Below are 26,213 nucleotides of genomic sequence, written 5' to 3' on the forward strand. Positions count from 1 at the left end.
CGGTCCGAGCACCCACCGCCTCGTCAGCGGGGTGCCCCGGTGACCGGGGGCGGATCGGCAGCCATGGCCCGGACCGCCTCCCCGGCGTAGAGGCAGGCGGCACGGTGGCCGGGGGCCACCTCGACCATGGGCGGGTCGGTCCCGGCGCAGGCGGCACGCGCCTGCGGGCAGCGGGTCCGGAACCGGCAGCCGCTCGGCGGGTCGGTCGGGCTGGGCAGTTCACCACTGAGGATGATCCGCCGCCGGTCGCGCTCCACCCGGGGATCGGCCACCGGGACCGCCGACAGCAACGCCGCCGTGTACGGGTGCGCCGGCTCCCGCCAGAGCTGCGCCGGGGTGCCCGTCTCCACGATCCGCCCCAGGTACATCACCGCGATCCGGTCACTGAGGTGTTCCACCGCGGCCAGGTCGTGCGCGATGAACAGGTAGGTCAACCCGAGGTCCCGTTGCAGCCGGCGCAGCAGGTTCATGATCTGTGCCTGCACGCTCAGGTCGAGCGACGCGATCGGTTCGTCGAGGACGATCAGGTCGGGTTCACCGGCCAGCGCGCGGGCGATCCCGACCCGCTGACGCTGGCCGCCGGAGAGTTCGTGCGGGTGCCGACCGGCCGTCTCCGGTCGCAGCCCCACCAGGTCGAGCAGTTCGGCGACCCGACGTCGGCGGGCGTCGGCGGAGCCGGCCAACCGGTGCACGACCAGCGGTTCGGTGATGCTCGCACCGACGGTCAGGCGCGGGTCCAGCGACGCCTGCGGGTCCTGGAACACCATCGCCACCCGGCGGCGCAGCCCGCGCAGGCGGCGCCGCGACCACCCGGTGACGTCCTGCCCACCGACCCTGATCCGCCCGGTCGTCGGGTCGACCAGCCGCAGCAGCGCCAGGCCCGTGGTCGACTTGCCGCTGCCCGACTCCCCCACCAGGCCGAGGGTCTCGCCGGCCCGTACGGTCAGCGACACCCCGTCCACCGCGCGCACCGGTGGGCCACCGGAGCTGGGGAACCAGACCGTCAGGTCGTCGATCTCGGCGACGGTCGCGGTGCTCATCGATCCTCCCGGTGGAGCTGCTCGCGGTCACCGGACACGCGCCGGCCGTCCCCCGTGGCCGGGCCGCCGCCGATGGACGGGCCGCCGCCGATGGACGGGCCGTCCCCCGTGGACGGGCCGTCCCCCGTGGACGGGCCGTCCCCCGTGGACGGGCCGTCCGGGAGGGGATAGAAGGTGCGGACCCGGTGCCCGGGGGTGATCGGCGTCAGCGGGGGCAGTTCGTGTGCGCAACGCGCGTCGCCCCGGACCGGGCAGCGGGGCCAGAACGCGCAACCATCCGGCAGGGCGAGCGGGCTGGGCGGCGCACCGGGAATCGCGGCCAGCTCCTCCCCCGCCGCGCCGGGCCGTGGCCGGGCGGCCAGCAGGGCCCGGGTGTACGGGTGCCCCGGTGCGCCGAACACCGCGTCGACCGGTCCCTGCTCGACGATCCGGCCCCCGTACATCACCGCGACGGTGTCGGCGATCCCGGCCACCACCCCGAGGTCGTGGGTGATCCAGACGACGGCGGTGCCGAGCCGGCGTCGCAGGTCGGCGACCAGCTCGACGATCTGCGCCTGGGTGGTGACGTCCAACGCGGTGGTCGGCTCGTCGGCGATGAGCAGCTCCGGTTCGCAGGCCAGCGCCATCGCGATGACGACCCGTTGCCGCATCCCCCCGGAGAACTGGTGCGGGTGCGCGTCCACCCTGCGGTCGGGGGCCGGGATGCCGACCAGGTCGAGCAGCTCGACGGCGCGGGCCCGGGCCTGCCGCCGACTCATCCCGAGGTGCTCCTCGCACGCCTCGGTGACCTGGCGGCCGACGGTCAGCACCGGGTTGAGGGTGGTCATCGGGTCCTGGAAGACGAAACCGACGTGCCGGCCACGCCACCGGCGGCGCTCCGGCTCGGACATGGTGGTCAACTCCCGGCCGAGCAGCCGGACCCGGCCGGTGACGGTGGCGGAGCGCGGGGCCAGGCCGGTGGCGGCGAGCACGGTCATGCTCTTGCCGCTGCCGGACTCGCCGACCAGGGCGAGGGTCCGGCCGGGGGCCACCGACCAGTCGACGCCGGCGACCGCACGGGCGGGACCGTTGCGGGTGCCGAGGGTCACCGTCAGGTCGTCGATGGCCAGCACCGGCGCGTCCCCGGCGGCCCGGGGCGACGGTACGACGGGCGCGTTCATCGGCTGCTCCTGCGGGCCTCGCTGACGGTGAGCTGACGCGGGTCGAGCACGTCCCGCAGCGCGTCACCGACCAGGTTGAAGGCGAGGACGGTCAGGAAGATCGCCGCGCCGGGGAAGAACCCCAGCCACCAGGCGTCGGTGACGAACCCGCGCCCGTCGTAGAGCATCCGGCCCCAGGCCGGCGCGGGTGGCTGGACGCCGAGCCCGAGGAAGGACAGCGCCGCCTCGGACAGGATCGCGAAGGCCAGCGACAGCGAGGTCTGCACGATCAGCGGGGCAGCGATGTTGGGCAGCACGTGCCGGCGCAGGATGCGCAGGTCGGAGGCGCCGATGGAGACGGCGGCCCGGACGAACACCTGCTCCCGCACGGCGAGCACACTGGCCCGGGTCACCCGGGCGAAGATCGGGGTGTAGACCACCCCGACGGCGACCATCGCGGTGACCAGCCCGGGGCCGAGCACCGCGACGATCGCCACGGCGAGCAGCAGGACCGGGAACGCGAAGAGCACGTCCATGCCGCGCATCAGGAGGTTGTCCGCCCAGCCGCCGTACCAGCCGGCGAGCAGGCCGACGCTCACCCCGACGGCCAGGGCGATGCCGACGCTGACCAGGCCCACCTGCAACGACACCCGGGCCGCCACCAGCACCCGGCTGAGCACGTCGCGGCCCAACTCGTCGGTGCCGAACGGGTGTGCGCCGCTGGGTGGGCGCAGCATCTGGTCGACGTCCACGTCGTTGGTCCCGGCCGGCGCGAGCCACTGCCCGGCCAGTCCGACGACCAGCAGGACCAGCAGGACGACCGTGCCGGCGACGGCCGGCGGGTCGTGCCGCAGCGCGGTCACCGTGCGCCGCACGGTGCCCGGCTCGGTGACCGTCGCCGCCGGGTGGTCGGCGCTCATCGCAGCCTGATCCTCGGGTCGAGGCGGGCGTAGAGGACGTCCACCAGCAGGTTCGTCAGCAGGAACAGGGTGGCCACGAAGAGCACCGCACCCTGCAGCACCGGATAGTCCCGGGCCTGCACGGCGTCGTAGGTGAGCCGACCGATGCCGGGCCAGGCGAACAGCACCTCGATCACGATCACCCCGCCGACCAGGCTGGCCAGCTGCACCCCGCCGACCAGGCTGGCCAGCTGCACCCCGACCACCGTGACCACCGGGATCAGCGCGTTGCGCAGCACGTGCCGGACGACCACCACCCGGCGGCGCAGCCCCTTGGCCTCGGCGGTGCGCACGTAGTCCTCGGCGAGCACCTCCAGCACCGAGGAACGGATGAACCGGGTGAGGATGGAGGCGGTGACCAGGCCGACGGCGGTCGCCGGCAGGGCCACGTGCGACGCCCAGCCGGCCGGGTCGTCGGTGAGCGCGACGTAGCCCGACGGGGGCAGCCAGCCGAGCACCCCGGCGAAGAGCAGGATGCCCATGATGCCCGTCCAGAAGTCGGGGACGGACACGCCGAACTGGCTGAACACCCGGGCGGCGTGGTCGACGAACGAGCCGCTGCGCACCGCGGAGAGCACACCGAGCGGGAAGGCGACCAGCAGGGCGAGGAGCACGGCGGTCACCGCCAGGGACAGGGTGGCGGGGAGTCGTTCCAGCACGATCGTGGTGACCGGCTGGCCGCTGCGGAAGCTGACCCCGAGGTCACCGGTGAGCGCGTGGCCGACGTAGCTGAGGTACTGCACCACCAGTGGACGGTCCAACCCGGAGCGTTCCCGCAACGCGTCGTAGGTCTGCTGGTCGAAGCGGGTGCCGAGGGCGACCCGGACCGGGTCGCCGGGGACCAGTTGCAGCAGCAGGAAGACCACCAGGGTCACCCCGAGCAGGACGACGACCGACTGGAGCAGCCGCCGCAGGACGAAGCGTCCCACCTCGCCCCCTCAGCGGTTCAGGGTAACGTCGCGGAACCGGATCGCCCGGTCGGTGCGGACCTGGTAGCCGGTGACCTTCGCCGACCAGCCCTGCACCACGTCCGGGTTGTAGAGGTAGATGTAGCTGGCGTCGTCGACGATCTGCTTCGCCGCCCGCTCGTACGTCTGTCGGCGTACGCCCTCGTCGGTCTGGGTGCGGGCCTGGTCGAGCAGGGTGTCGACGGCGGGGTTGCTGTACCCGTGGAAGTTGAACGTGCCGCCGGTGCGGTGCTGGGCGTAGTAGAACTCGTCCGGGTCGATGTTGCCCAGCCAGCCGAGCAGGAACGCGTCGAAGTTGCCCTTGCCCTGCTCGTCGAGCCACTGGGCGAAGTCCAGGGTACGGATCTTCACGGTGATCCCGACGTCCTTCAACTGGGCGGCGATCACCTGGGCGGCGGTGACCGTCTCCGGGTACTCGCTGGTGACCATCAGGTCCAGGGTGCGGCCGGTGACGCCGGCCTGGCCGAGCAGTTGCCGGGCCTGGTCCGGATCGTGCCGGTACGGCGTGTAGTCGTAGTACCAGGAGCTGCCCTTGGGGATGGCGGTCTGGTTGGCGGTGGCCTGCCCGAACTTGGCGGCCTTGGTGATCGCCTCCCGGTCCAGGGCGAACGCGACGGCCCGGCGCACGTTCACGTCGTCGTACGGTTTGCGTGCCTCGTTGAGGGCGAGGTACCAGTAGTCGGTCGAGGGGGTGGTGGCGACGGTCACCGCGCCGTCCTCCTTGAGGGCCGGCACCTGCTGCGGTGGCAGGTTGTCGGTCCACTGCACCTCACCGCCGCGCAGGTTCTGCAGGGCCACCGTCGGGTCCTTGACGAAGGTGAAGGTGACCCCGTCGAGCTTCGGTTTCGGCCCCCAGTAGGCGTCGTTGCGGGTCAGTTTGATGGTGTCGCCGGAGGTGTAGGAGGCCACCGTGAACGGGCCGCTGCCCACCGGCCGGGTCTTGATCGCACCGGACTCCACGTTGGACCGCTGGACGATCGCGACGCCCTTGAAGCCGCCGAGGTTGGCCAGCAGGTTGGGGGTGGGCGCGGTCAGCGTGATCACCACGGTGGCCGGGTCGGGCGCGGTCACGGTCTTGACGGTGGCGAACTTGTACGCCGCGTTCAGCTTCTCGTTGATGATCCGCTGGTACGAGTAGACGACGTCCTGCGCGGTCAGCGGCGACCCGTCGGAGAACCGCACGCCCTCGCGGAGGGTGAACGTCCAGGTGAGCTGGTCGCTGCTGGTCGTCCACTTCGCGGCCAGCGCGGGCCCCATCTTGAGGTCGGCGTCCGGCTCGACGAGGGTGTCGTAGACGTTCTCCAGGACCTGGAAGCTGTAGTAGGCCGACGTCCGGTGCGGGTCGAGCTGGTCCGGTTCGCCGCCGATCGCGGCGGTGAGCGTGCCACCGGCCGACCCGGCGGCGGTGGACCCGCCGTCCACGTCGACGCTCTCTCCGGCGCTGCACCCGGCCAGCCCGGTCAGGGCGACGGCGAGCGCCGCCGCGATGATCCTCGATCTGGTCATGGACTCGGTCACCCTTCGTCGCCTGGCAGATCAGAGAGCGAGTCTTCTCCGCCAGGTGGAGCGATGTCAATAAATCCCGGCAAAGTAGGGTGATTTTGGAGGAATCAGCGCGGTGCCGTGACCGTCCGGAGAGGACTGCGGCACCCTCGGCGGCGAACCGGCCGCACCGCGCCGAGGGGTCGGGCCGTCACCCGTGGAGGGTGCACCACGGACCACTGCCGTACCACCCTGTTACCCACTGTGGACCTGCCGAACCCTGGGCCACCGGTCAGTCGTCGGCGGGTCGGGCGAGGGTGCGGCTGCGCCCCCGGAACTCGGCCACCACCTCGTCGCCCCGGGTCACGGTGACGTCGTAGATGCCGCTGCGGCCGTACCTGACGCGTTCGGTGGCGTACGCGGTCAGCAGGTCGCCCTCGCGGACCGGGCGCAGAAAACTGATCTCGCCGCCGGCCGCGACGGTGGCCGGGCCGTGGGTGTTGCAGGCCAGCGCGAAGGCGGTGTCGGCGAGCAGGAAGACGAAACCGCCGTGGCCGATCCGGTGCCCGTTGACCATCCCGGCGGTCACCCGCATCCGGGCCACCGCCACACCGTCCCCGGCCGAGACCAGCTCGATGCCGAGCCCCCGGGAGGCCACGTCGGCGTCGAACATGTCGTGGGCGGCCGTCCGCCCGGCACCATCGCCACGCGGCACCCGCCCGGGCACCCGACCGGTGCTGTCGCCACGCGGCACCCGACCGGTGCTGTCGCCGTCGGTCCCCTCGGTCGGGGCGGGTGCGCCGGGGGGTGGGCTGCGGTCCGGCACGGGTTCCTCCTGGGGTCACGGCAGCGGCGGCCGGCACGGGCTACCGGCTGCCGCTGCCGACCGTACGCGGACGGGTCGGTCGCCACCCGGACGTGGGGGCGGGGGTGGCCCCCGGCCTCCGCCTCCTTTCGCGGTGGGGGCCGTCCGGTCGGGCTATGCTCACGGACGTGTCGGCGGTGGGGCCCGCCGTCCCGGTCGGACCGGGAGAACCGCGTCGGAGACGCCAACGGTCCCTGCCAGTGGTCCGGGTGCTGGTGGGGAGGTCCTGATGACGCAGGGGGTACCGCGTCGCGTCGATCCCGACGTCGACCTGCGCGTGCCGGCTGACCGGAGCGAGCTGACCGCGCGGCCGGCGACCGTGCTGGGTGCGATCGCCGTCGGCGGGGTCCTCGGGGCGCTGGCCCGCGCCGGGGTGCAGGCCGCCCTGCCGCACACCTCGACCGGATTCCCCTGGTCCACCTTTGCCGTGAACGTCACCGGTTGCCTGCTGATCGGCGCGCTGATGGCGGTGCTCGGCCGGCGTCGGGTCGGCCCGCTGGTCCGGCCGTTCCTCGGGGTCGGTGTGCTCGGCGGTTTCACCACCTTCTCCGCCTACGTGGTCGACGTGCACCGGGCGCTGGACGCCGGGGCCGCCCCGACGGCGTTGGCCTACCTGGTCGCCACCCTGGTCGGCGGGCTGCTGGCGGTCGCCGCCGGTGACGCCCTGGCCACCCGACTGCTGGCGCGGGGGCCGGGACGGGACGGACCACCGCCGGGAGCGGGTCGGGTGGACGGGGAGGTTCCCCGGTGACCGTGTTGCTGATCGCGCTCGGCGCGGCGCTGGGTGCGCCGCTGCGCTACCTCACCGACCGGGCCGTGCAGGCCTGGCACGACTCCCGCTTCCCGTGGGGGACGCTGACCGTCAACGTCGCCGGTTCGCTGCTGCTCGGCGCGGTGGTCGGGATGCCCGCCGGGCCCGCCGTGACCGCGCTGGTCGGCACCGGCTTCTGCGGCGCACTGACCACCTGGTCGACGTTCGGCTACGAGACCGTCCGGCTGGCCCGGGCCGGCGACCGGTGGCACGCGGTGGCCAACGCCCTGGTCAGCGTGGTCGCCGGGTTGGGTGCGGCGACCCTCGGTTTCGCCCTGGCCCGAGCGCTCGCCGGCTGACCGCGGGCACCCTCAGCGGACCGGGGTCGCGTCCGGCGCGGCCCGCCGCTGACCGTGGTCGTGGGCGTCGTCGTGGGTGTGGGCGTCGTCGTGGGCGTGGTGGTCGTGGGCGTGCCCATGGTGGTGATGATGGTGGCCGTGGCCGTCGACCGGGTCGTCGGGGTGGTCGTGGGGGGTCTGCGGGCGGCCCACCTTGTCGGCGAACCCCGGCATCAGCACCCGGTAGGCGCAGGTGTCGCAGTTCATCCGGATGTCCCCGCGCAGCGCCTCGGCGTACCGCTCCAGCACCAGGTCGGCCAGGGCGTCGCAGTCACCGATCAGCTCCGCGACCCGGATGTCGAGCTCGGGATGGTCGGCGGCGTACGCCTGCGACTGCGCCACGATCCGGTCCGGCAGCACCCCGGCGAACAGGAAGTACGGCGCGACCACGATCCGGCGGGCACCGAGGCGGCGTAACCGGTCGAGCACCGCCGGCACGGACGGCTCGGCCAGCGAGATGAACCCCGGTTCGACCCCGGCGTAGCCGCGCCCCTCCCACAGCAGCCGGGCCACCTTCGCCACCTCGGCGTTGGCGTCCGGGTCGGTGGCGCCCCGCCCGATCAACGCCACCCAGGTGCCGGCCCGGTCGGCCCCGGCCAGTGCCGCGTCGATCCGCTGCTCCAGCACGGTGTGCAGCAGCGGGTGCGGGCCGAGCGGTCGCCCGTACCGGTAGGTCAGGCCGGCGTGGCGTTCCTGCTCGCGGGCCATCGCGGCCGGGATGTCGCCCTTGCCGTGGCCGGCGGCGGTGAGCACCAGCGGCAACGCGACCAGCGCCCGGTGCCCCTTCGCGACCAGCGCGGTCACCGCGTCGGTCAGCGGCGGCCGGGACAGCTCGATGAAGCCGCCCTCGACGTCGCCGACGACGGCCCCCGCCCGGTCCCGGACCCGGTCGACGAGCGCGGCGAACTGGTCGACCCCGGCCGCGCTGCGCGTGCCGTGTCCGACGATGACCAGAGCGGTCATGTTTCCTCCAGGTAGAGCAGGGCGTTGAGGGCGGCGGCGGCGACCGCCGAGCCACCCTTCTCGCCGATGTTGGACACGGCGGGCAGGCCACTGGCCCGCAACGCCGCCTTGGACTCGGCGGCCCCGACGAAGCCGACCGGCAACCCGACCACCAGAGCCGGGTCGGCGGCCACGCCGATCAGTTCGACCAGGGCCGTCGGCGCGCAGCCGACCACCCAGACCGCCCCCGGGCCGACCCGGTCCCGGGCGATCCGCACGGCCGCCGCCGACCGGGTCAGGCCGGTCTCCCGGGCCAGCGCGGCGGCGGCCGGGTCGGCGACCGGGCAGACGATCTCCCGCCCGGCGTTGGTGATCCCGGCGGCCACCATCGCCACGTCGGTGACGATCGGCGCCCCGGCCCGCAGTGCGGCCAGCCCGCCGGCCAGCGCCACCTCGTCGCAGACCAGGTCGGTGACGTAGTCGAGGTCGGCGCTGGCGTGCACCACCCGCTCGACGACCGCCCGGGTCAGCGGCGGCAGGCCGCCCAGGTCGACCCGCTCACGCAGGATCCGGTACGACTCCTGCTCGATCGGGTGGACGACCCGGCTCACCGACCACCCCCCGGGGTGGGCCGGTGGCGGGCCGGGTGGGTACTGGTCATGGTGCTCCTCGTCGGTCGGTGACGGTCCGGATGGCGTCCACCGGGCAGACCTCCAGGCACTCCAGGCAGCCGGTGCAACGGTCGGCCCGGACGGTCAGGCCGCCGGGCACCGGACGGATCGCGTGGGTGGGGCAGGTGAGCAGGCAGGCCCCGCAGCCCTGGCAGGCGTCGATGGACACCGGTGCCGTGGCCGGGCCGTCCACTGCGGTGAACGGCGGATCCACCGCGGGCGGGACGACGGCGACCAGGTCGGGCGGGGGCACCGCGGGGGTCATCCGCGCCACCGGTAACCCCGGGGGGTGACCATCCGGCCACCGACCAGTCGGGTCTGCGAACTGCCCACCACCACCAGCCCGTACATGTCGACCACGCTCGGGTCGAAGGTGGCGAGGGTGGCCAGGTGGACCCGCTCGTCGGGTCGGCTGGCGTTGCGTACCACCCCGACCGGGGTCTGTGGCGGGCGGTGCGCGGCGAACGTCGCCAGCACCGCGCCGAGCTGCCAGTCCCGGGCCCGGCTACGCGGGTTGTAGAGCAGCGCCACCAGGTCCGCCTCGGCGGCGGCGGCGACCCGTCGTTCGATCACCGCCCACGGGGTGTGCAGGTCGGACAGGCTCAGGTAGACGTGGTCGTGGCCGATCGGCGCACCGAGCAGGGCGGCGGCGGCCAGCGCGGCGGTCACCCCGGGCACCCCGACCACGTCGATCCGCTCGTCGGCGTACTCCAGGGCGGGGCTGGCCATCGCGTACACCCCGGCGTCGCCGGAGCCGATCAGCGCCACGGCCTGCCCGGCGGTGGCCTCGACGACGGCGCTGCGGGCCCGTTCCTCCTCCGCGCCGAGCCCGCTGGCCAGCACCCGGGTGCCCGGCCGCAGCAGGTCACGGACCTGGTCGACGTACTGGTCGAGGCCGACGACCACGGCGGCCCGGCGCAGCTCGGCGACGGCGCGCGGGGTACGCAGGTCAGCCGCGCCGGGGCCCAGGCCGACGATCGCCAACCGGCCGCGCGGGGCGTGCCGGGCGACCGCGACGGTGGCCATCGCCGAGGCGGTCTTGGGCACCAGCAGGGTGCCGCCGTCGCGCAACGCCGCCGCCTCGGCGACGCTGGGCGTGCCGACGGCAGCCCGGACCACCTCGCTGGGGTGCGGCACGTCGACCGTCGCCAGCTCCGCCGCCGGCCAGGTCCGCAGCGGTACGCCGAGCGCGTCGGCGGTGGCCCGGATGCCCTCCTCGTCGGCCTTCACGTCCACGCTGGCCAGGCAGCTCAGGCTGGCCGGGCTCAAGCCGGCGTCGGCGAGCGCCCGGCGCAGCAGCACCTCGACCTCGGCGGCGGGCACCCCCCGGCTCGATCCCACCCCGGCGACCAGGGACGGCGGCCGCAGCACGACGGTACGGTCGTCGACCGGCACGACCCGGTCGGTGACCAGCACCCGGTACCCGCCCTCCTGGTCGGGCCCGACGGCCCGGTGTTCCCCGGCGGGCGGTTCCCGGTGGACGTTCGGCGGCAGGGCGGGCAGTGGCCACACCGCGTCGGTGACCAGCCGGACCGGTTCGCCGTCGAGGATCGCCCGGGACACCGCAGCGACCGCCCCCTCGACCGGCCAGCCGAGGGTGTCCAGGCCGGGCAGGTCGACCGCGTCGGTGGCGGTGGTGACCACCGGCCGGGCGTCGAGCACCGCAGCCACCTCGACGGCGAGCGTGTTCGCACCCCCCGCGTGGCCGCCGAGCAGGGCGACGGCGTGCCGGGCGGCCTCGTCGACCACCACCACCGCCGGGTCGGTGCGCTTGTCCCCGAGCAGTGGCGCCAGCACCCGCACCACCGCGCCGGTGGCCAGGAACGCCACCACCGCGTCGTACTCCGTCCAGGCCGTCCGCAGCGCGTCGGCGACCCCGTCGGCCTCGACGAGCCGGGCGTGCGGCCAGGCGGCGGCCAGGGTGCGGGCGTGCCGGCGACCGGCGGCGGTGGCCGCGACGAGTCCGATCCGGTGCGGGCCGGTGCCGGGCGTGTCCCGGTGCCGGTGTACTGCGATGCCGGTCACTGACGCTCCCCGGTGAGGACGACCACCGGGTTGGTGGCCGCGAGTCGGATGGATCCGCCGGGCAGGTCGGCGAGGCGGGCGGCGGTGAGCTGGCTGCCCGTCACCGTGTAGCCGGCGCGGCGCAGCAGGTGCACGGCCGGGGCGACCCGGTCCAGGGCGGCGAGGGTGACCACCACCCGGTCGGGGCGGCGGTCGGCGACGGCGCTCAGCACGTCGGTCCCCCCGCCGCCGACGAAGACGGCATCCGGATCGGGCAACCCGGCGAGGACGGCCGGCGCGTCACCGGTCACCACCCGGACGTCGACGCCGTGCCGGGCGGCGTTGCCGGCGACCGGTGCCGTCGGGTCCCGTTCCACGGCGATCACCGCCGCACCGAGCAACGCGCACTCGATGCCCACCGATCCACTGCCCGCGCCGATGTCCCAGACCAGACGACCGAGCCGGGGCCGCAACCGGGCGACGGCCAGGGCCCGCACCTCGGCCTTCGTGATCATCGAGTCCCGGTGCCGGTACGCGGACTCGGGCAGCGCCCAGCCCCCGACGGGTGCGGCGGCCGGCTGGTTGTCCGCCCGCACCCGCCCGACCCGGACCGGAGCGTCATCGCCGGCCGGACCGGTGTCACCCGACCGGCCGGCGACCTCGCCCCGCTCGGCGGTGCCGGGACGCCGGGCGGGCCGCACCCCGGGGTCACCGTCGGTCGCGGCCAGGCTGAGCAGGACGTGCGGGTCGGCCCAGGCCCGGGTCGCGGCCCCCTGCGGGGTGGTCCAGGTGACCCGCTCGGCGGGGGTACCGAGGTGTTCGGCGACCACCAGGCGGCGGGACCAGCCGGCCAGACCGGCCCCGATCTCGGCCGCCCCGGCGTCCGGCGCGGTGAGCACGGCGACGGCGGGCAACGCCCGGCAGGCGTTGAGCGCGGGACCCAACTCCCGGCCGTGGGCGGTGACCACCACCGCACCGTCCCAGTCGAGCCCGGCGCGGGCGAAGACGGCGGCCACACTGGACACCGCCGGCAGCACCCGGACCGGCAGTCCGGCGGCGCGCAGCCGGCGTACCACGCCGAAGAACCCGGGGTCGCCGCTGGCCAGCACGACGGCCGGCTGCCCGGCGGCGTGCGCGGCGGCGAGCCGGTCCAGCGCCGGGGCGAGCGGGCCGAGGGTGACGGTGTCGGCACCGGGCGGCACCGGCACGGCCGCCAGGTGCCGGGCCGCCCCGACGACCAACCCGGCCCCGGCCAGGGCGGCCACCGCCGACGGGGGCAACGGCCGGCCGGCCGCGTCCATCCCCACCACCACGACCGGCTCCGGCACCCCGACGAGCGACTCCGCCCCGGTCCCGCCAGGCACCGGCTCCGGACGCGTCACACCGGCCACCGGCTCCGGACGCGTCACACCGGCCACCGGCTCCGGACGCGTCACACCGGCCACCGGCTCCGGGCGGGTCACGCCGGCCACCGGCCGGACGAGGCGACCAGGTGGTCGCCGGTGAAGTCGACCATCGCCACGTCGACGGTGAGCGCCGGCCCGGCGAAGCGGCGCAGCACCTGACGGACCCGGTCGCAGAGCAGGTCACCGGCGGGACGCAGCAGCCCGGCGGCCTCCCACAGCTCGTAGGCGTGCCGGCCGGTGTTGGCCGCCAGCACCGCCGCCACCAGATCGGCGTCGCCACCGGCCTCGGCGGTGACCGCGCCGAGCAGGGACAGGTCCACCTTCGACCGGGTGTAGTGGGTCATCAGGATCCCGGCGGCGAGTTTGGCCAGCTTGCCGGCCATCCCGACGAAGACCACCCCGGTCATCGCGTCACCGACGGCGGCGGTGACGGCCGCGCCGGTGAAGTCGCCGACCTCGACGAAACACACCTCCGGCAGCTCCGGCAGCAGCGCGCGGGCGGCCCGTTCGGTGCGCCCGCCGGTGCACAGCACCACGGTCCGCTGCCCCTGGGCGGCCATCACGTGCACCGCCTGCACCACGCTGGCCCGCCAGGAGGCGGTGGAGAACGGCCGGACGACGCCGGTGGTGCCGAGGATCGAGATGCCGCCGACGATGCCGAGCCGCCGGTTGGTGGTCTTGCGGGCCATCACCTCACCGCCCGGCACGCTGATCACCACCCGTACGCCCATCTCGGTCAGGTCGACCACCTCGGCGACGGCCTGGCCGATCATCCGGCGGGGGGTGTCGTTGATGGCCGGACCGCCGACGGCGAGGCCGAGCCCGGGGCGGGTGACGGTGCCGACGCCGTCCCCACCGGCGAGTTCCAGGCCGGGTCGGGGTCGCCAGCCGACGGTGGCGGTGAGGTGCGCGCCGTGGGTGACGTCCGGGTCGTCCCCGGCGTCCTTGACCACCACCGCCTCCGCTGTCGGTTCGGGCCGGGCGGTCAGGTCGCAGCGGGCCACCGCGAAGGTCACCCGCCGGCCGGCGGGCAGCCCGATCTCCACCTCCCCCGGCGGTACGCCGGTGACCAGGGCGGTCACCGCCGCCTTCGCCGCCGCCGTCGCGCACGCGCCAGTGGTCCAGCCGGTCCGCAACGCCACCGGCCGGACCTTCGCGGTACGCGGCAGGTCCGGCTCGCGCAGCGGCGGCTCGGGGTGGGTCACGGTGTCGCGTCCTCCGCTGCGGTGGCCCGGGAGCGGCGCAGCTCGGCGCGGGCGGCCGGCTCGGCCCGGCGGAAGGTGTGGAAGTGCCCGGGGTGGTAGAGGTGCGACCGGGTGCCGGTGGCGGCGAGCGCCGGCCCGACCAGGAACAGGGTGTGCTTCCACAACCGGTGTTCCTTGACGGTGGCGGCCAGGTCGCCGAGGGCGCACCGCACCACCAGTTCGTCCGGCCAGGTCGCCTGGTAGGCCACCACGACCGGGGTGTCGGCCGGGTAGCCGCCGGCGAGCAGTTCGGTCTGGGCCTGCCCGGCGCGGGCGGCGGACAGGAACAGCGCCATGGTGGTGCCGTGCCGGGCGAAGTCGCGGACCCGCTCCCCCGCCGGCATCGGCGTCTTGCCGCCCTCCAGCCGGGTGAGGATCACCGACTGGGCCACCTCGGGGATGGTCAACTCCCGGCCGACGATCGCGGCGACGGCGGTGAACGAGGAGACCCCGGGGACGATCTCCACGGCCAGGTCGAGGGCCCGGCACAGGTCGAGCTGCTCCTGCACGGCACCCCACAGCGCCGGGTCGCCCGAGTGGATCCGGGCCACGGTCAGCCCGTCGGCGGCGGCCCGCCGGTACAGCGGCAGCACCCCCTCGATGGGCAGCTGCGACGAGTCGACGATCTCGGCGTCGGGGCGGGCGTGGGCCAGCACGTCGGCGTGCACCAGGCTGGCCGCCCAGATCACCACGTCGGCGTCGGCGATCACCCGGGCGGCGCGCAGGGTGAGCAGGTCGGCGGCGCCGGGCCCGGCCCCCACGAACCACACCTTTCCGGTGGACGTCACAGTTTTCCTCCCCGCCCGTCCCGGCGGGCCGGGACCAGCAGCGTCGACAGGTAGGGCAGCTCGTCGTCCGGGCCGACCGGCCCGATCCGTTCGTCGGGCAGGCCGAGGCCGCAGCCGAGCACCGCGTCGTCGAGTCGGTCGTGCCGGCGCAGCTCGTCGACGAGTTCCCGGTGCCGCCGCCAGCCCTTGTAGACCACGACGGTGCCGGGTCCGGCGAGGGCGTCGGCGACCAGCGCCGGGCCCGCGGTGGCCGGCAGCAGGGTCAACGGCTCCCGCCCCTGGCACAGCGGGACGCCACTGCGCGCGGCCAACTCCTGCATGGCGGTGACGCCGGGCACGGTCCGCACCTCGACCGCCGGCCGCAGCGCGCGGACCCCGTCGGCCAGGTAGGTGAAGGTGGAGTAGACGTTGGGGTCGCCGATGGTGGCGAAGGCGACCGACCGGGCCCCGGCGGCGAACGCGTCGACCACGGCACGGGCCGCGGCGTCCCAGGCGGCCTCCCGACGGGCGGTCACCCCGCCCCGGTCGTCGAGGGCGAACGGCAGCCGGCGCAGCCGGTGCGCCGGCACGTGCGCGCGGACCGTCGTCTCGGCCCGGCCGGGGGGCGTCGCCGGGTCCGCCGCCAGCCGGTCCAGCACCGGTACGACCACCAGGTCGGCCTCGGCCAGCACCCGGACCGCCTTGAGGGTGAGCAGTTCCGGGTCCCCCGGCCCGACCCCCACCCCGGTCAGCGTGACCGGCCCGGTCGACGCGTCCCGGCCCGTGCCCCCCTCGACGACGGGCAGGTGGTCCGGCCCGGTCGGCGCGGCCCGGTCAGTGGCGGCGACAGGCGGGTGGTCCGCCCCGACGCCGGTCACCGGGCCGCTGCCTCGACCAGTCGGCGGGCGGCCCGGGGGTGACCCGCCCAGTGGGTGTGCAGGTAGGAGGCGTGCACCTGCCCGGTGACGAACCCGTGGGCGGTGTCGTCCCAGCGCCAGGCGGGCCGGTCGCCGTGCCCGGGGTCGGTGACGGTGCGGTGGAACTCGTGGCCGCGTACCCGCTCCCCGGCGGGGTGGACCGGGGAGTCGGTGGCGGCGACCGCGTCGCGGTAGCCGAGGGTGAGCCGGCCGGACATCCGGGCGTGGTGGTCGAGCCGCCCGCACATCGGCACCCCGTCCAGGGAGCGGCCGAGGTAGAGCAGCCCGGCGCACTCGGCGACCACCGGCCCGGCGAAGCCGGCCAGCTCGGCACGGAGCCCGGTGTTGTCGCTCAGCGCCTCGACGTGCACCTCGGGGAAGCCGCCGCCGATGACCACGGCCCGGGTGCCGGCGGGCAGGGCCGGGTCGGCCAGCGGGTCGAACGGGGCCACGGTCGCCCCGGCGGCGGTGAGCAGTTCGGCGGTCTCGGCGTACGAGAAGGTGAAGGCGGCACCGGCGGCGACCGCGACGACCGGACGGTCCACGCCGGCCGGGCCACCGACGGCGGTGCCCGGGTCCCAGGCGTCCACGGTCAACGGCGGGGCGCTGCGGGCCAGGTCGAGCACCGCGTCGAGGTCGACGGTGGACGCGACGAGCCCGGCGAGCGCGTCGACGACGGCCAGCGACTCCGGTGCCCGTTCGGCGACCGGCACCAGCCCCAGGTGCCGGGCCGGCGCGGCCACCTCGACGGCCCGGGTGACCGCCCCCAGCACCGGTACGCCCACCTCGGCGAGCGCGTCGCGCAGCAGGGTCTCGTGCCGGGGCGAACCGACCCGGTTGAGGACCACCCCGCCGATCCGTACGGCCGGGTCGAAGGCGCGCATGCCGAGGACCAGCGCGGCAGCCGAGCGGCCCTGCGCGGTGGTGTCCAGGACCAGCAGCACCGGCGCGTCGATCAACGTGGCGACGTGGGCGGTGGAGGCGTACCCGGCCCGGCCGACCGCGCCGTCGTGCAGCCCCATCACCCCCTCGACCACGGCGACGTCGGCGGGGGTGGGGACGCTCGCGCCGTGCCGCAGCAGCGGGGCGATCAGCTCCTCCCCGACCAGCCACGGGTCGAGGTTGCGGCCGGGGCGGCCGGCGGCGAGCGCGTGGTAGCCGGGGTCGATGTAGTCGGGGCCGACCTTGTGCGGGCTGACCGTGAGGCCCCGGCGGCGCAGCGCGGCGAGTAGCCCGGTGGCGACGGTGGTCTTGCCGTGCCCGCTGGCCGGGGCGGCGACCACCAGCCGGGGCAGCGCCCACGGGCCGACCGGCGCGGCGGGCCCGGCCGACGGTGGCCCGCCCGGCGCGGGGCCGCCCGGGTGACCGGTCGGCGCGTTGCCCGGCGGGCGGCGCTGATCGGTGCGGCGGGTCGGTCCGGTCACCACTCGATGCCCTTCTGGCCCTTCTGACCGGCGTCCATCGGGTGCTTGACCTTGGTCAGCTCGGCGACCAGGTCGGCCGCCTCGACCAGGCGCGGGTCGGCGTCCCGGCCGGTGATCACCACGTGTTGGAAGCCGGGCCGGTGGGTGAGGGTGTCGACCACCTCGTCGACGTCCACCCAACCCCACTTCATCGGGTAGGTGAACTCGTCCAGGACGTACAGGCCGTAGCGCTGCGCGGCCAGGTCACGCTGGATCTGCCGCCAGCCCTCCAGGGCGTCGGCGGCGTGGTCGGCGTCGCCGCCGCGCTGGATCCACGACCAGCCCTCGCCCATCTTGTGCCAGGCCACCGGGGCACCCTGCCCGGTGTCGGCGTGCACCTGGCCGAGGGCCCGGAAGGCGTTCTCCTCACCCACCCGCCACTTGGCGCTCTTGACGAACTGGAACACCCCGATCGGCAGCCCGGCGGTCCAGGCCCGCAGTGCCAGGCCGAACGCGGCGGTGGACTTCCCCTTCATCTGCCCGGTGTGCACGATGGTCAGCGGACGGTGCCGTCGTTGCCGGGTGGTCAACCCGTCGGCGGGGACGTGTTCCGGCTTTCCCTGCGGCATCAGCGCACGCTCCGATTCGCTCCGACGGTGGCGAGCCCGGCCAGCGGGTCGGCGGTGACCGTGTCCAGGCGGTGGTGGGCCGCGCCGAGCTGGTCGGCCAGCCGGCGGGCCAGGTGCAACCGGACCGGGCCGGACTCACAGTCCACCACGACGCAGGGTGCGCCGGTGGCGGCGAGCACCGCCGCCGCGCGCGCCGACCGGTCCAGCGGCCGGTGCCCGGCGGTGGCCCGGCCGTCGGTGACGACCAGCACCAGCGGACGCCGGCGCGGGTCCCGCAGCCGCTGCACCCGCAGCAGGTCGGCGGCGGCGAGCAATCCCTCCGCCAACGGGGTACGCCCCCCGGTGGGCAGCTCGGCCAGCCGCGCCGACGCGGCCAGCACCGACGAGGTGGCCGGCAGCAGCACCTGCGCCCCGGAACCCCGGAAGGCGACCACCGCCACCGTGTCCCGACGCTGGTAGGCGTCGGTGAGCAGGGCCAGCACCGCACCCTTGACCGCCGACATCCGCTGCCGCGCGCCCATCGACCCGCTGGCGTCGACCACGAACAGCACCAGGTTGCCCTCGCGCCCCTCCCGGACCGCCTCCCGCAGGTCGTCGGGGCGCAGCAGCAACCGCCCGCCGCACCGGCCCCGCCGGGCCTGGTGCGGGGCGGCGGCACGCAGGGTCGCCGGCAGGTGCACCGTGGCCGGCCGACCGGCGGGCACCCGCGCGCCGGTGGTCCGCCCGCGCCCGGTCCGGGCCCGCGACCGCCGGCCGGGCACCCCGTCACCCACCCCCGGCGCGGTGAACAACCGGGCCGTCAACCCCTGCTGCGGTACGGCCACCGAGCCGGTGCCCGCCGGGTCACCCGGGTTCGCGGTGCCGCCCTGGCCGGGTCGCCCCGGACGGGCACCGGTGTGCTCGGCGGACCCGTCGTCGGGGCGTCCCGACCGGCCGTCGGCGCGGTGTGCGGTGTCCGGCCCGTCGTCGCCGTCCGGTCCGCCGTCGTCGATGCGGTCCGGCCACCGGTCGTCCCCGGACTGTGGGGAGGCCGGACCGGTCCGGGCGCGCGGGTGGTCGTCGTGGCCCAGCGGACCACCGGCGTCCTGCGGCCCACCGGCGTCGTCGGGTGGCTGTGGACCGGACCCGCCGCCGGGGCCACCCGTCGAGGAGCCGCCCGGCCCACCGCCGTCCGGGCCGCCGGGGTCGCCCGGACCGGTCGGGCCGGTGTCCGGCGGATCGTCGTCGGGGTGCTCGTCGCGGGCCCGCTGCAACGCCTCGTCGAGGCGTTTCTCGTCCAGGCCGGGGGTGTCGAACGGGTCACGACGACGCCGGTGCGGCAGGGCCAACCGGGCGGCGACCCGCACGTCGTCGGCGGTCACCCGGTCCCGCCCCTGCCAGGCGGCGTGCGCCACGGCGGTCCGGGCGGTGACGATGTCGGCGCGCATCCCGTCCACGTCGAACGCGGCGCACACCTCGGCGATCTGCCGCAACGCGGAGTCAGGCAGCAGCACCGCGTCGAGCCGCCCCCGGGCGGCGGCCACCCGGGCGGCCACCTCGGCGTCGGCGGCGGCCCACCGGGCGGCGAACCCGGCCGGGTCGGCGTCGGCGGCGAGCCGGCGGCGCACCACCTCCACCCGGACGACCGGGTCCCGGCTGGCCGCCACCTCGACGGTCAGCCCGAACCGGTCGAGCAACTGCGGACGCAGCTCACCCTCCTCCGGGTTCATCGTGCCCACCAGCAGGAACCGGGCGGCGTGGCTGACCGAGACACCCTCCCGCTCGACGTGGCAGCGGCCCATCGCGGCGGCGTCCAGCAGCAGGTCGACCAGGTGGTCGTGGAGCAGGTTCACCTCGTCGACATAGAGCACCCCCCGGTGGGCTGCGGCGAGCAGGCCCGGCTCGAAGGCGCGTACCCCCTCGGCAAGGGCCTTCTCCAGGTCCAACGAGCCGACCACCCGGTCCTCGGCGGCACCGACCGGCAACTCCACCAGCCGGGCCGGACGGCGCTCGACCGGCGCGGCGGCCGGGTCCTCGTGCCCGGCGACGCCCGGGTGCGGACCGTCCGGGCAGGTCGGATCCGGGGCGGCCGGGTCGCAGCCGAACCGGCACCCGGCGACCCGGTCCACCGGCGGGAGCAGCGCGGCCAGGGCCCGCACGGCGGTCGACTTGGCGGTGCCCTTCTCGCCCCGCACCAGCACCCCGCCGATCGCCGGGCTGACCGCGTTGAGCAGCAACGCCAACCGCATGTCGTCCATCCCGAGCACGGCCGAGAAGGGAAACGCGCTCACTGTGCTGCTCCGGATCGCGACTGCGGGGCTCGCAAACCCGGCTCACTCCTCGCGCTCACAGAGCCGACCTCCGATCGCGACTGCGGGGCTCGCAAACCCGGCTCACTCCTCGCGCTCACTGTCGTTCCTCCAGGTCGCCCTCGGTGGCCAGGTACGTCTCCCGCAGGCGGTCCAGGGTGGCCGGCTCGGGTGCCGCCCACAGGCCCCGGTCGGCGGCCTCCAGCAACCGCTCGGTGATGCCGCGCAGCGCCCACGGGTTGGACCGTTCCAGGAACTCCCGGGTCTCCCCGTCGAACAGGTACGCCTCGGCGAGGCGCTCGTACATCCAGTCGTCGACGACACCGGCGGTGGCGTCGTAGCCGAACAGGTAGTCCACGGTGGCGGCCAGCTCGAACGCGCCCTTGTAGCCGTGCCGGCGCATCGCGGCGATCCACTTCGGGTTGACCACCCGGGCCCGGAACACCCGCCGGGTCTCCTCGCCGAGGGTGCGGGTACGCACGTCGTGCGGCATCGCCGAGTCGCCCACATAGGCGGCCGGGGCGGCCCCGGTCAGGTGCCGCACCATCGCCACCATCCCACCGTGGTACTGGAAATAGTCGTCGGAGTCGACGATGTCGTGCTCGCGGGTGTCCTGGTTCTTGGCCGCCACCGCGATCCGGGCGAAGGACCGTTCCATGTCGGCCCGCGCCTCCCGCCCGTCCAGGCCCCGGCCGTAGGCGTAGCCACCCCAGACGGCGTACACCTCGGCCAGGTCGGCGTCGGTGCGCCAGTTGCGGGCGTCGATCAGCGGCAGCAGCCCCGCCCCGTACGCCCCGGGCTTGGAGCCGAAGATCCGGGCGGTGGCCCGCCGCTCGTCGCCGTGGGTGGCGAGGTCGGCGGCCACGTGCGCGCGCAGGTAGTTGTCCCCGGCCGGCTCGTCGAGGGCGGCGACCAGCCGTACCGCGTCGTCGAGGAGGGCGACGACGTGCGGGAACGCGTCCCGGAAGAAGCCCGAGATGCGGACCGTGACGTCGACCCGGGGCCGGCCCAGTTCCGCCACCGGCACCACCTCGACGCCGGTGACCCGCCGCGACCGGTCGTCCCACACCGGCCGGCAGCCGAGCAGGGCCAGCACCTCGGCGATGTCGTCGCCCTGGGTACGCATGGCGCTGGTGCCCCACACGGTCAGCCCGACCGACCGTGGGTACTCCCCGGTGTCGGCGAGGTAGCGGGCGAGCAGCGAGTCGGCCAGCGCCACCCCGACGTCCCAGGCGTTGCGGCTGGGGATCGCCTTCGGGTCGACGGAGTAGAAGTTGCGGCCCGTGGGCAGCACGTTGACCAGCCCCCGGGTGGGCGACCCGGACGGGCCGGGGGGCACGAACCGGCCGTCGAGCGCGCCGAGGGTGTGGGTGATCTCGTCGGTGGTGCGGTCCAGCCGGGGCACCACCTCGCGGGCGGCGAACCGCAGCACCTCGGCGGCGTCGGGGCAGGACCCGCCGGTCACCTCGGTGACCACCTCGTCGACCCGGGCGGGGTCCCACCCGAGGGTCTCCATGCCGAGAACGAGCCGCCGGGCCAGCCCCTCGATCAGGTCGACGGTGTCGGCGGCGGTGACCGCCGGCCCGTCGACGACGTCGGTCAACGCCGCCGGCACCGCCACCCGCGCCCCGGGCTCGGCGAGCAGCGCCTGCTCGTCGAGGTCGTAGCTGGCGGCGAGGGCCTGCCGCAGGCCGGGCAGGGCCTGGGCACCACCCCACACCTGGGGGGCGCGCAGCACGGCGAGGACGAGGTTCACCCGGGGCTCACCGGTGGGCACCTCGGCCAGGATGTGCAGCCCGTCGCGGATCTGCACGTCCTTGACCTCGCACAGGTAACCGTCGAGGTGCAGCACGAAGTCGTCGAAGTCGTCGGCGTCGGGCATCGCCTCGGTGTGCAGGTCGTGGTGCAGTTCGGCGGCGCGCACCAGCTCCCAGATCTGCCCCCGGACCACCGGCACCTTCGCCGGGTCGAGGGCCTGCACGGTGGCGTACTCGTCCAGCAGTTGTTCGAGTTTCGCGAGGTCGCCGTAGGTCTCGGCGCGGGCCATCGGGGGCACCAGGTGGTCGACGACGACGGCGTGCGCCCGCCGCTTGGCCTGGGTGCCCTCGCCCGGGTCGTTGACGATGAACGGGTAGACCAGCGGCAGGTCGCCGAGGACGGCGTCGGGGGCGCAGTCGGCGGCCAGGCCGAGGCCCTTGCCGGGCAGCCATTCCAGGGTGCCGTGTTTGCCGAGGTGCACCACCGCGTCGGCACCGAAGCCGCCGTCGGCGACCGGCGCGGCCAACCACCGGTACGCGGCCAGGTAGTGGTGGCTGGGTGGCAGGTCGGGGTCGTGGTAGATGGCGATCGGGTTCTCACCGAAGCCGCGCGGCGGCTGGATCAGCAGGGTGACGTTGCCGAACCGCAGCCCGGCCAGGACGATGTCACCGTCGTCGGTGTAGAGCTGGCCGGGTGGCTCACCCCAGTGTTCCCGCATCCGGTCCCGCAGGTCGACCGGCACCTGGTCGAACCAGCGCCGGTAGGTCTCCCCCGGCACCCGGGCCTCGGCGGCGGACAACTGCTCCGGGGTGAGCCACTCGACGTCGTGACCACCGGCGGCGATCAGGGCGTGGATCAGGGCGTCCCCGTCGGTGGGCGGGGGCGCGTCACCGAGGTGGTATCCGGCGGCGGCGAGGGCGGCGAGCAGGCGTACCGCCGAGGCGGGGGTGTCCAGGCCGACGGCGTTGCCGACCCGGGAGTGCTTCGTCGGGTAGGAGCTGAGCACGATCGCCAGCCGCCTGTCGGCGGGGGGCAGGTGCCGCAGCCGGGCCTGTCGGACGGCGATCCCGGCGACCCGGGCGGCCCGCTCGGCGTCGGCGGCGTAGACCGACAGTCCGTCGGCGTCGATGCGTTTGAACGAGAACGGCACGGTGACGATCCGGCCGTCGAACTCGGGGATCGCCACCTGCATCGCCGCGTCCAACGGGGACAGTCCGGCGTCGCTGCCGGCCCACTGGTCCCGGGTGCTGGTGAGGCAGAGCGCCTGGATCACCGGCACGTCGAGGGCGGCGAGCGCGCCGACGTCCCAGGCGTCCTCGTCGCCGCCGCCGGAGGCGTCGGCGGCGACCGTCCCCCCGGCGGCGAGGACGGTGACGACGAGCGCGTCGCAGCGGGCGAAGAGGTCCAGCGGCCCGTCGCCGGGGGTGAGCCCGCGCAGCGATCCGCAGTAGATCGGCAGCGGGTTCCCCCCGGCCGCGTCGACCGCGTCGGCCAGGGTGTGCACGAAGTCGGTGTTGCCGGCCAGCGCGTGCGCCCGGTAGAACACGATGCCCACCGTGGGCCGCCCGTCGCCGTCCGCCCGCCGCCCGTCCGGCCCGGCCGCCGGTTCCGCCCGGTCGCCCGGGGCGGTCGGGGCGGTCGGGGCGGTCGGGGGTCGACGGTCGAGGATGCCGTACGGCGGGGTGGGGGTGGGCGGGTCGAAGCCCTCACCGGTGAGCAGGACCGTGTCGGACAGGAACCGGGCCAGCTGGGCGAGGTTCGCCGCGCCCCCCTCGACCAGGTAGGACAGGGCTTCGGTGGCCACCCCGGAGGTCACCGTGGAGGCCGCCATCAGCTCCGCGTCGGGCACCGCCTCGCCGCCGAGCACGATCGTGGGGACGCCGGAGCCGAGCACCGCCGCGAGGCCGTCCGGCCACGCCTGCCGACCACCGAGCAGCCGTACGACGGCCAGGTCGACCCCGTCGAGCAGGGCCGGTACGGCGTCCACGTCGACCCGGGTGGGGTTGGCGAGCCGGTAGTCGGCGGCGCTGGCCCGGGCGGCGAGCAGATCGGTGTCGGCGGTGGACAGCAGCAGGATGCGCACGTGCGGCTCCGGAGAGTGACGTCCGGCTCGACCACAGGGCCGGGCCGAGCGGGGCGGGAGGGACGCCGGTCAGCGGCGGCGGAGGTACGACGCACCCGCCTGCGGCGGGGTACCCGGACCGGCCGTCAGCGGTACGTGGCAGGCCGACCGCCCCGGCGGCGGCCGGCGACGGTGGGAGAGGTGGGAGCACGCGGCGGCGCGGGCTCGACGGTGATGCAAAAATCACCGACCGTGATGGGGTCGGCAGTGACGCTGTGCGTCATCGGGTCCTCCTCGGGTGTCCACGCCCTGGGGTTCTCCGACGGCCGAAGTATCCTGGCTTCCGGATCGACGCTCACCCCCGGCCTTCCAACCGTGCACGCACGGTCGTGACTCACGAGGGGGGATCGCTCCCCGGTGACAGTGGCGGGACCGCGTCGGAATCGCACCGACTTCCTTCACTGCCGTCAGGCCGCGAATGCTGCCACACTCCTCACCCCGAGGTCAACGGTGGCCACCGGCCCCGCGACGGCACCGCTCGACCCCTGTGGCGAGGCCGGCAGCCGCCCGCCCCGCCCATCCCACGGGTGGGTCCGACCCCGCCCGACGGCCGACCCGCAGCCGCCCCGCGTGACGCACCCGCAGATCCTCCGAGGCGACCCGCAACCCGCGTCCGCCGGCCGCCCACCGGCCGACGCGGAGCCGATCGAGGCACCCGCCCCGGGGCCGACCGTCCCGGGGCCACTCGTCCGGGGCCACTCGTCCGGGGGCCACTCGTCCGGGGCGGTCGGAACACCTCTCTCGCACGCTGTCGAGCTGATGACGTCAACGACTCGGGGTCGGCACGGTCCGACCCGGCCCGACCGGACGGGCGCCAGGCCGGGCCGCGCCGGGCCGTCCCCCCGGACCGGGCGGGCGTCGGGCCGGGCTGCGCCGGGCCGTCCCACCCGGGGGACCGATCCGTCACCGTCATCAGCTCGAAAGGGCCCGCGACGACATACCCACACCCCTGGCCCGCAGCCGCCGGGGCGGCCAACGGCCGTGCCCACCACCACGGCCACACCCCACGGCCCGCCCCCACAGACACCCACCCCCGCAGACCCCCGGCCATGCTCCACGCAGCGGCTGAGGGGTCAGCGGAGGTGACGCTCGGGGTGGGTCCGGTTCCAGGCCCGCATCCGCTCCGGGTATCCGGTCTTCGCCGCCTCGTAGAGGGGCACCGCGTGCCGGTGGGCCAGCTTCGCCGCCGTACGTGGGGAGCCGGTGCGGCGGCGGATCCACTCCCCGTCGTGCGCGATCGCCACCACTGTGGTGTCGGTGGCGGTCGTCTCGGGTTCGAGATAGAACTCCACCCCCCGGTGGGTGGCCACGAAGTCCGACAACGCGGTCAGGTCGTCCCGGGTGGCCTCCCGGTCGAGCTTGGTCGGGATGCCCTCGTCAGCCCGGGTCCGTCGGCTGAACCAGCCCATCTGCCCGTCCTCTCCTCGGCGTCCCTCCAGTGGAACACCCCTGCCTGGCAGGGCGCTGCGAGCCCGGTGACAACCGGCTGGACGGGGCAGACCTCGACGTCCCCGGGCGTACGCGCCACGCCCGGGACCGTTCAGCCCAGGGCGGCCAGCTCGTCGGGGGTGAGTCGCAGCGCGGCGGCTGCGACGTTCTCGGCGAGGTGGGCCGGGTCACCGGTACCGGGGATGGCCAGCACATGCGGGCCCTGGTGCAGCGTCCAGGCGAGGCGTACCTGCTGCGGGGTGGCGTCGTGGGCGCGGGCGACGGCGCGTACGGCCGCATCGTGGTCGGTACGTGCCCCGCCTTCGCGGTTGACGCCGGTCAGGGAGAAGAACGGCACGTAGGCGATCCCCCGGGCACCGCACTCACGGACCATGGCGTCCTGGTCGCCGCGGTTGTCCAGGGCGTAGTTGTTCTGCACGCAGACCACCGGGGCGATGGTCTGCGCCTCGTCGAGGTGGTCGACGCGGACGTTGGACAGGCCCAGGTGCCGGATCAGGCCGGCGTCGCGCAGCTCGGCCAGCGCACCGAAGCGTTCGGCCACGGAGTCCGGCGCGGGCCGCTTGACGATCCGCAGGTTGACCAGGTCAAGGTGGTCGCGGCCGAGCCGACGCAGGTTCTCCTCCACCTGGGCGCGCAGCTGCGCCGGGCTGGCCTCCTCGCGCGTGCCGGTCGTCGGGTCGGCCCGGAAGCCGACCTTGGTGGCGATCACCAGCCCTTCCGGGTACGGGGCGAGGGCGGCACGGATCAGTTCGGTGGCGTACCGGGCGGGGCCGGTGCCGACCTTCAGGGTGCCGCCCGGTGAGACGTAGAACGCGGCGGTGTCGATGTGGTCGACGCCCAGTTCGACGGCCCGGCGCAGGACGCGCAGCGCCCGGTCCCGGTCGGGGTGGGCGGTGAGCCGCATCGAGCCGAAGCCCATCCGGTGCACGGTGCGGTCGCCCAGGGTCCAGCGGCCCGCCGCTGCGGCGGTGATCTCAGTTGGCATCCGGCGACCCTAGCCAGCGGCGACGA

General features: G+C 75.4%; 20 protein-coding genes, 2 pseudogenes and 1 riboswitch. Of the genes and pseudogenes, 2 read left to right on the top strand and 20 right to left on the bottom strand.

Annotated elements, in window-relative coordinates:
• Positions 1 to 23 precede the first annotated feature (23 nt).
• The 6 genes from JQN83_RS08440 to paaI all read right to left on the bottom strand — a co-directional run bounded on the left by JQN83_RS08440 (position 24) and on the right by paaI (position 6,261).
• Positions 24 to 1,040, bottom strand: a complete 1,017-nt coding sequence (locus tag JQN83_RS08440; RefSeq protein ID WP_208566522.1) for an ABC transporter ATP-binding protein — start codon at positions 1,038 to 1,040, stop codon at positions 24 to 26.
• Positions 1,037 to 2,200 carry an ABC transporter ATP-binding protein gene (locus JQN83_RS08445; RefSeq protein WP_208566523.1) on the bottom strand — a complete coding sequence of 388 codons (1,164 nt, stop codon included), beginning with the start codon at positions 2,198 to 2,200 and terminating at the stop codon, positions 1,037 to 1,039. The genes JQN83_RS08440 and JQN83_RS08445 overlap by 4 nt, the downstream gene beginning before the upstream one ends.
• Positions 2,197 to 3,099 carry an ABC transporter permease gene (locus JQN83_RS08450; protein WP_208566524.1) on the bottom strand — a complete coding sequence of 301 codons (903 nt, stop codon included), beginning with the start codon at positions 3,097 to 3,099 and terminating at the stop codon, positions 2,197 to 2,199. Before JQN83_RS08450 ends, JQN83_RS08445 begins: the two co-directional genes overlap by 4 nt.
• Positions 3,096 to 4,067 (bottom strand): ABC transporter permease, encoded by a 972-nt coding sequence (locus tag JQN83_RS08455; RefSeq protein WP_208566525.1) that lies wholly within the window; start codon positions 4,065 to 4,067, stop codon positions 3,096 to 3,098. The genes JQN83_RS08450 and JQN83_RS08455 overlap by 4 nt, the downstream gene beginning before the upstream one ends.
• A gap of 9 nt (positions 4,068 to 4,076) precedes the next feature.
• The gene (locus tag JQN83_RS08460) at positions 4,077 to 5,612 is read right to left on the bottom strand and encodes an ABC transporter substrate-binding protein (protein ID WP_208566526.1); all 1,536 of its coding nucleotides are present in this window, start codon (positions 5,610 to 5,612) and stop codon (positions 4,077 to 4,079) included.
• Between the two features lie 268 nt (positions 5,613 to 5,880).
• A complete protein-coding gene (gene paaI / locus JQN83_RS08465) occupies positions 5,881 to 6,261 on the bottom strand; it encodes a hydroxyphenylacetyl-CoA thioesterase PaaI (protein WP_244252086.1) in 381 nt (126 codons plus the stop codon).
• A gap of 421 nt (positions 6,262 to 6,682) precedes the next feature.
• Here paaI and JQN83_RS08470 point away from each other — a divergent pair, with 421 nt between their 5' ends.
• Together JQN83_RS08470 and crcB are read left to right on the top strand one after the other, a co-directional pair.
• The gene (locus JQN83_RS08470) at positions 6,683 to 7,204 is read left to right on the top strand and encodes a fluoride efflux transporter FluC (protein WP_208566527.1); all 522 of its coding nucleotides are present in this window, start codon (positions 6,683 to 6,685) and stop codon (positions 7,202 to 7,204) included.
• Entirely contained in the window at positions 7,201 to 7,563 is a 363-nt protein-coding gene (gene crcB, locus JQN83_RS08475; protein WP_208566528.1) for a fluoride efflux transporter CrcB, read from the top strand. Before JQN83_RS08470 ends, crcB begins: the two co-directional genes overlap by 4 nt.
• Before the next feature lie 117 nt (positions 7,564 to 7,680).
• On the opposite strand, the pseudogene JQN83_RS08480 reads toward crcB, so the two are convergent.
• From JQN83_RS08480 to JQN83_RS08545, 14 genes and pseudogenes are all read right to left on the bottom strand, one after another.
• A pseudogene (locus tag JQN83_RS08480) lies at positions 7,681 to 8,565 on the bottom strand (sirohydrochlorin chelatase); the annotation flags it as partial.
• The gene (locus tag JQN83_RS08485; protein WP_208566529.1) at positions 8,562 to 9,155 is read right to left on the bottom strand and encodes a precorrin-8X methylmutase; all 594 of its coding nucleotides are present in this window, start codon (positions 9,153 to 9,155) and stop codon (positions 8,562 to 8,564) included. The pseudogene JQN83_RS08480 and the gene JQN83_RS08485, both read right to left, overlap by 4 nt.
• A gap of 46 nt (positions 9,156 to 9,201) precedes the next feature.
• Complete coding sequence (locus tag JQN83_RS33715) at positions 9,202 to 9,408, bottom strand: DUF362 domain-containing protein (protein ID WP_208566808.1); 207 nt, start codon at positions 9,406 to 9,408, stop codon at positions 9,202 to 9,204.
• Between the two features lie 68 nt (positions 9,409 to 9,476).
• Positions 9,477 to 11,231, bottom strand: coding sequence for a precorrin-3B C(17)-methyltransferase (cobJ, locus tag JQN83_RS08495; protein ID WP_208566809.1), 1,755 nt, complete (start codon positions 11,229 to 11,231; stop codon positions 9,477 to 9,479).
• Positions 11,232 to 11,236: 5 nt separating this feature from the next.
• Complete coding sequence (cbiE, locus tag JQN83_RS08500; protein WP_208566810.1) at positions 11,237 to 12,520, bottom strand: precorrin-6y C5,15-methyltransferase (decarboxylating) subunit CbiE; 1,284 nt, start codon at positions 12,518 to 12,520, stop codon at positions 11,237 to 11,239.
• Positions 12,521 to 12,678: 158 nt separating this feature from the next.
• A complete protein-coding gene (locus tag JQN83_RS08505; RefSeq protein WP_208566530.1) occupies positions 12,679 to 13,830 on the bottom strand; it encodes a cobalt-precorrin-5B (C(1))-methyltransferase in 1,152 nt (383 codons plus the stop codon).
• Entirely contained in the window at positions 13,827 to 14,657 is an 831-nt protein-coding gene (gene cobM, locus JQN83_RS08510; RefSeq protein WP_208566531.1) for a precorrin-4 C(11)-methyltransferase, read from the bottom strand. The genes JQN83_RS08505 and cobM overlap by 4 nt, the downstream gene beginning before the upstream one ends.
• Positions 14,654 to 15,442, bottom strand: coding sequence for a precorrin-2 C(20)-methyltransferase (gene cobI, locus JQN83_RS08515; RefSeq protein ID WP_208566811.1), 789 nt, complete (start codon positions 15,440 to 15,442; stop codon positions 14,654 to 14,656). Before cobI ends, cobM begins: the two co-directional genes overlap by 4 nt.
• 68 nt (positions 15,443 to 15,510) lie before the next feature.
• Positions 15,511 to 16,848 (bottom strand): cobyrinic acid a,c-diamide synthase CobB, encoded by a 1,338-nt coding sequence (locus JQN83_RS08520; protein ID WP_244252092.1) that lies wholly within the window; start codon positions 16,846 to 16,848, stop codon positions 15,511 to 15,513.
• A 125-nt stretch (positions 16,849 to 16,973) separates the two neighbouring features.
• On the bottom strand, positions 16,974 to 17,585 hold the full coding sequence (cobO, locus tag JQN83_RS08525) for a cob(I)yrinic acid a,c-diamide adenosyltransferase (protein WP_145919775.1): 612 nt from the start codon (positions 17,583 to 17,585) through the stop codon (positions 16,974 to 16,976).
• Positions 17,585 to 19,914 (bottom strand): annotated as a pseudogene (locus tag JQN83_RS08530) (VWA domain-containing protein). The gene cobO and the pseudogene JQN83_RS08530 overlap by 1 nt, the downstream one beginning before the upstream one ends.
• A gap of 56 nt (positions 19,915 to 19,970) precedes the next feature.
• A complete protein-coding gene (gene cobN / locus JQN83_RS08535) occupies positions 19,971 to 23,714 on the bottom strand; it encodes a cobaltochelatase subunit CobN (RefSeq protein ID WP_208566532.1) in 3,744 nt (1,247 codons plus the stop codon).
• A 308-nt stretch (positions 23,715 to 24,022) separates the two neighbouring features.
• Positions 24,023 to 24,152, bottom strand: a riboswitch (cobalamin riboswitch).
• A 674-nt stretch (positions 24,153 to 24,826) separates the two neighbouring features.
• Positions 24,827 to 25,162, bottom strand: a complete 336-nt coding sequence (locus tag JQN83_RS08540; RefSeq protein WP_208566533.1) for a hypothetical protein — start codon at positions 25,160 to 25,162, stop codon at positions 24,827 to 24,829.
• Positions 25,163 to 25,293: 131 nt separating this feature from the next.
• On the bottom strand, positions 25,294 to 26,187 hold the full coding sequence (locus tag JQN83_RS08545; protein ID WP_208566534.1) for an aldo/keto reductase: 894 nt from the start codon (positions 26,185 to 26,187) through the stop codon (positions 25,294 to 25,296).
• Between the last annotated feature and the right edge of the window lie 26 nt (positions 26,188 to 26,213).

It is taken from the genome of Micromonospora antibiotica, assembly GCF_017599305.1.
Taxonomy (GTDB): domain Bacteria; phylum Actinomycetota; class Actinomycetes; order Mycobacteriales; family Micromonosporaceae; genus Micromonospora; species Micromonospora antibiotica.

What these genes read in the sequence shown, in the direction of transcription:
- JQN83_RS08470 (WP_208566527.1), top strand. Translation starts at nt 6,683, where the DNA reads ATGACGCAGGGGGTACCGCGTCGCGTCGATCCCGACGTCGACCTGCGC.
- JQN83_RS08545 (WP_208566534.1), bottom strand. Translation starts at nt 26,187, where the DNA reads ATGCCAACTGAGATCACCGCCGCAGCGGCGGGCCGCTGGACCCTGGGC.
- cbiE (WP_208566810.1), bottom strand. Translation starts at nt 12,520, where the DNA reads ATGGACGCGGCCGGCCGGCCGTTGCCCCCGTCGGCGGTGGCCGCCCTG.
- JQN83_RS08540 (WP_208566533.1), bottom strand. Translation starts at nt 25,162, where the DNA reads ATGGGCTGGTTCAGCCGACGGACCCGGGCTGACGAGGGCATCCCGACC.
- JQN83_RS08445 (WP_208566523.1), bottom strand. Translation starts at nt 2,200, where the DNA reads ATGAACGCGCCCGTCGTACCGTCGCCCCGGGCCGCCGGGGACGCGCCG.
- cobO (WP_145919775.1), bottom strand. Translation starts at nt 17,585, where the DNA reads ATGCCGCAGGGAAAGCCGGAACACGTCCCCGCCGACGGGTTGACCACC.
- JQN83_RS08440 (WP_208566522.1), bottom strand. Translation starts at nt 1,040, where the DNA reads ATGAGCACCGCGACCGTCGCCGAGATCGACGACCTGACGGTCTGGTTC.
- JQN83_RS08450 (WP_208566524.1), bottom strand. Translation starts at nt 3,099, where the DNA reads ATGAGCGCCGACCACCCGGCGGCGACGGTCACCGAGCCGGGCACCGTG.
- JQN83_RS08460 (WP_208566526.1), bottom strand. Translation starts at nt 5,612, where the DNA reads ATGACCAGATCGAGGATCATCGCGGCGGCGCTCGCCGTCGCCCTGACC.
- paaI (WP_244252086.1), bottom strand. Translation starts at nt 6,261, where the DNA reads ATGTTCGACGCCGACGTGGCCTCCCGGGGGCTCGGCATCGAGCTGGTC.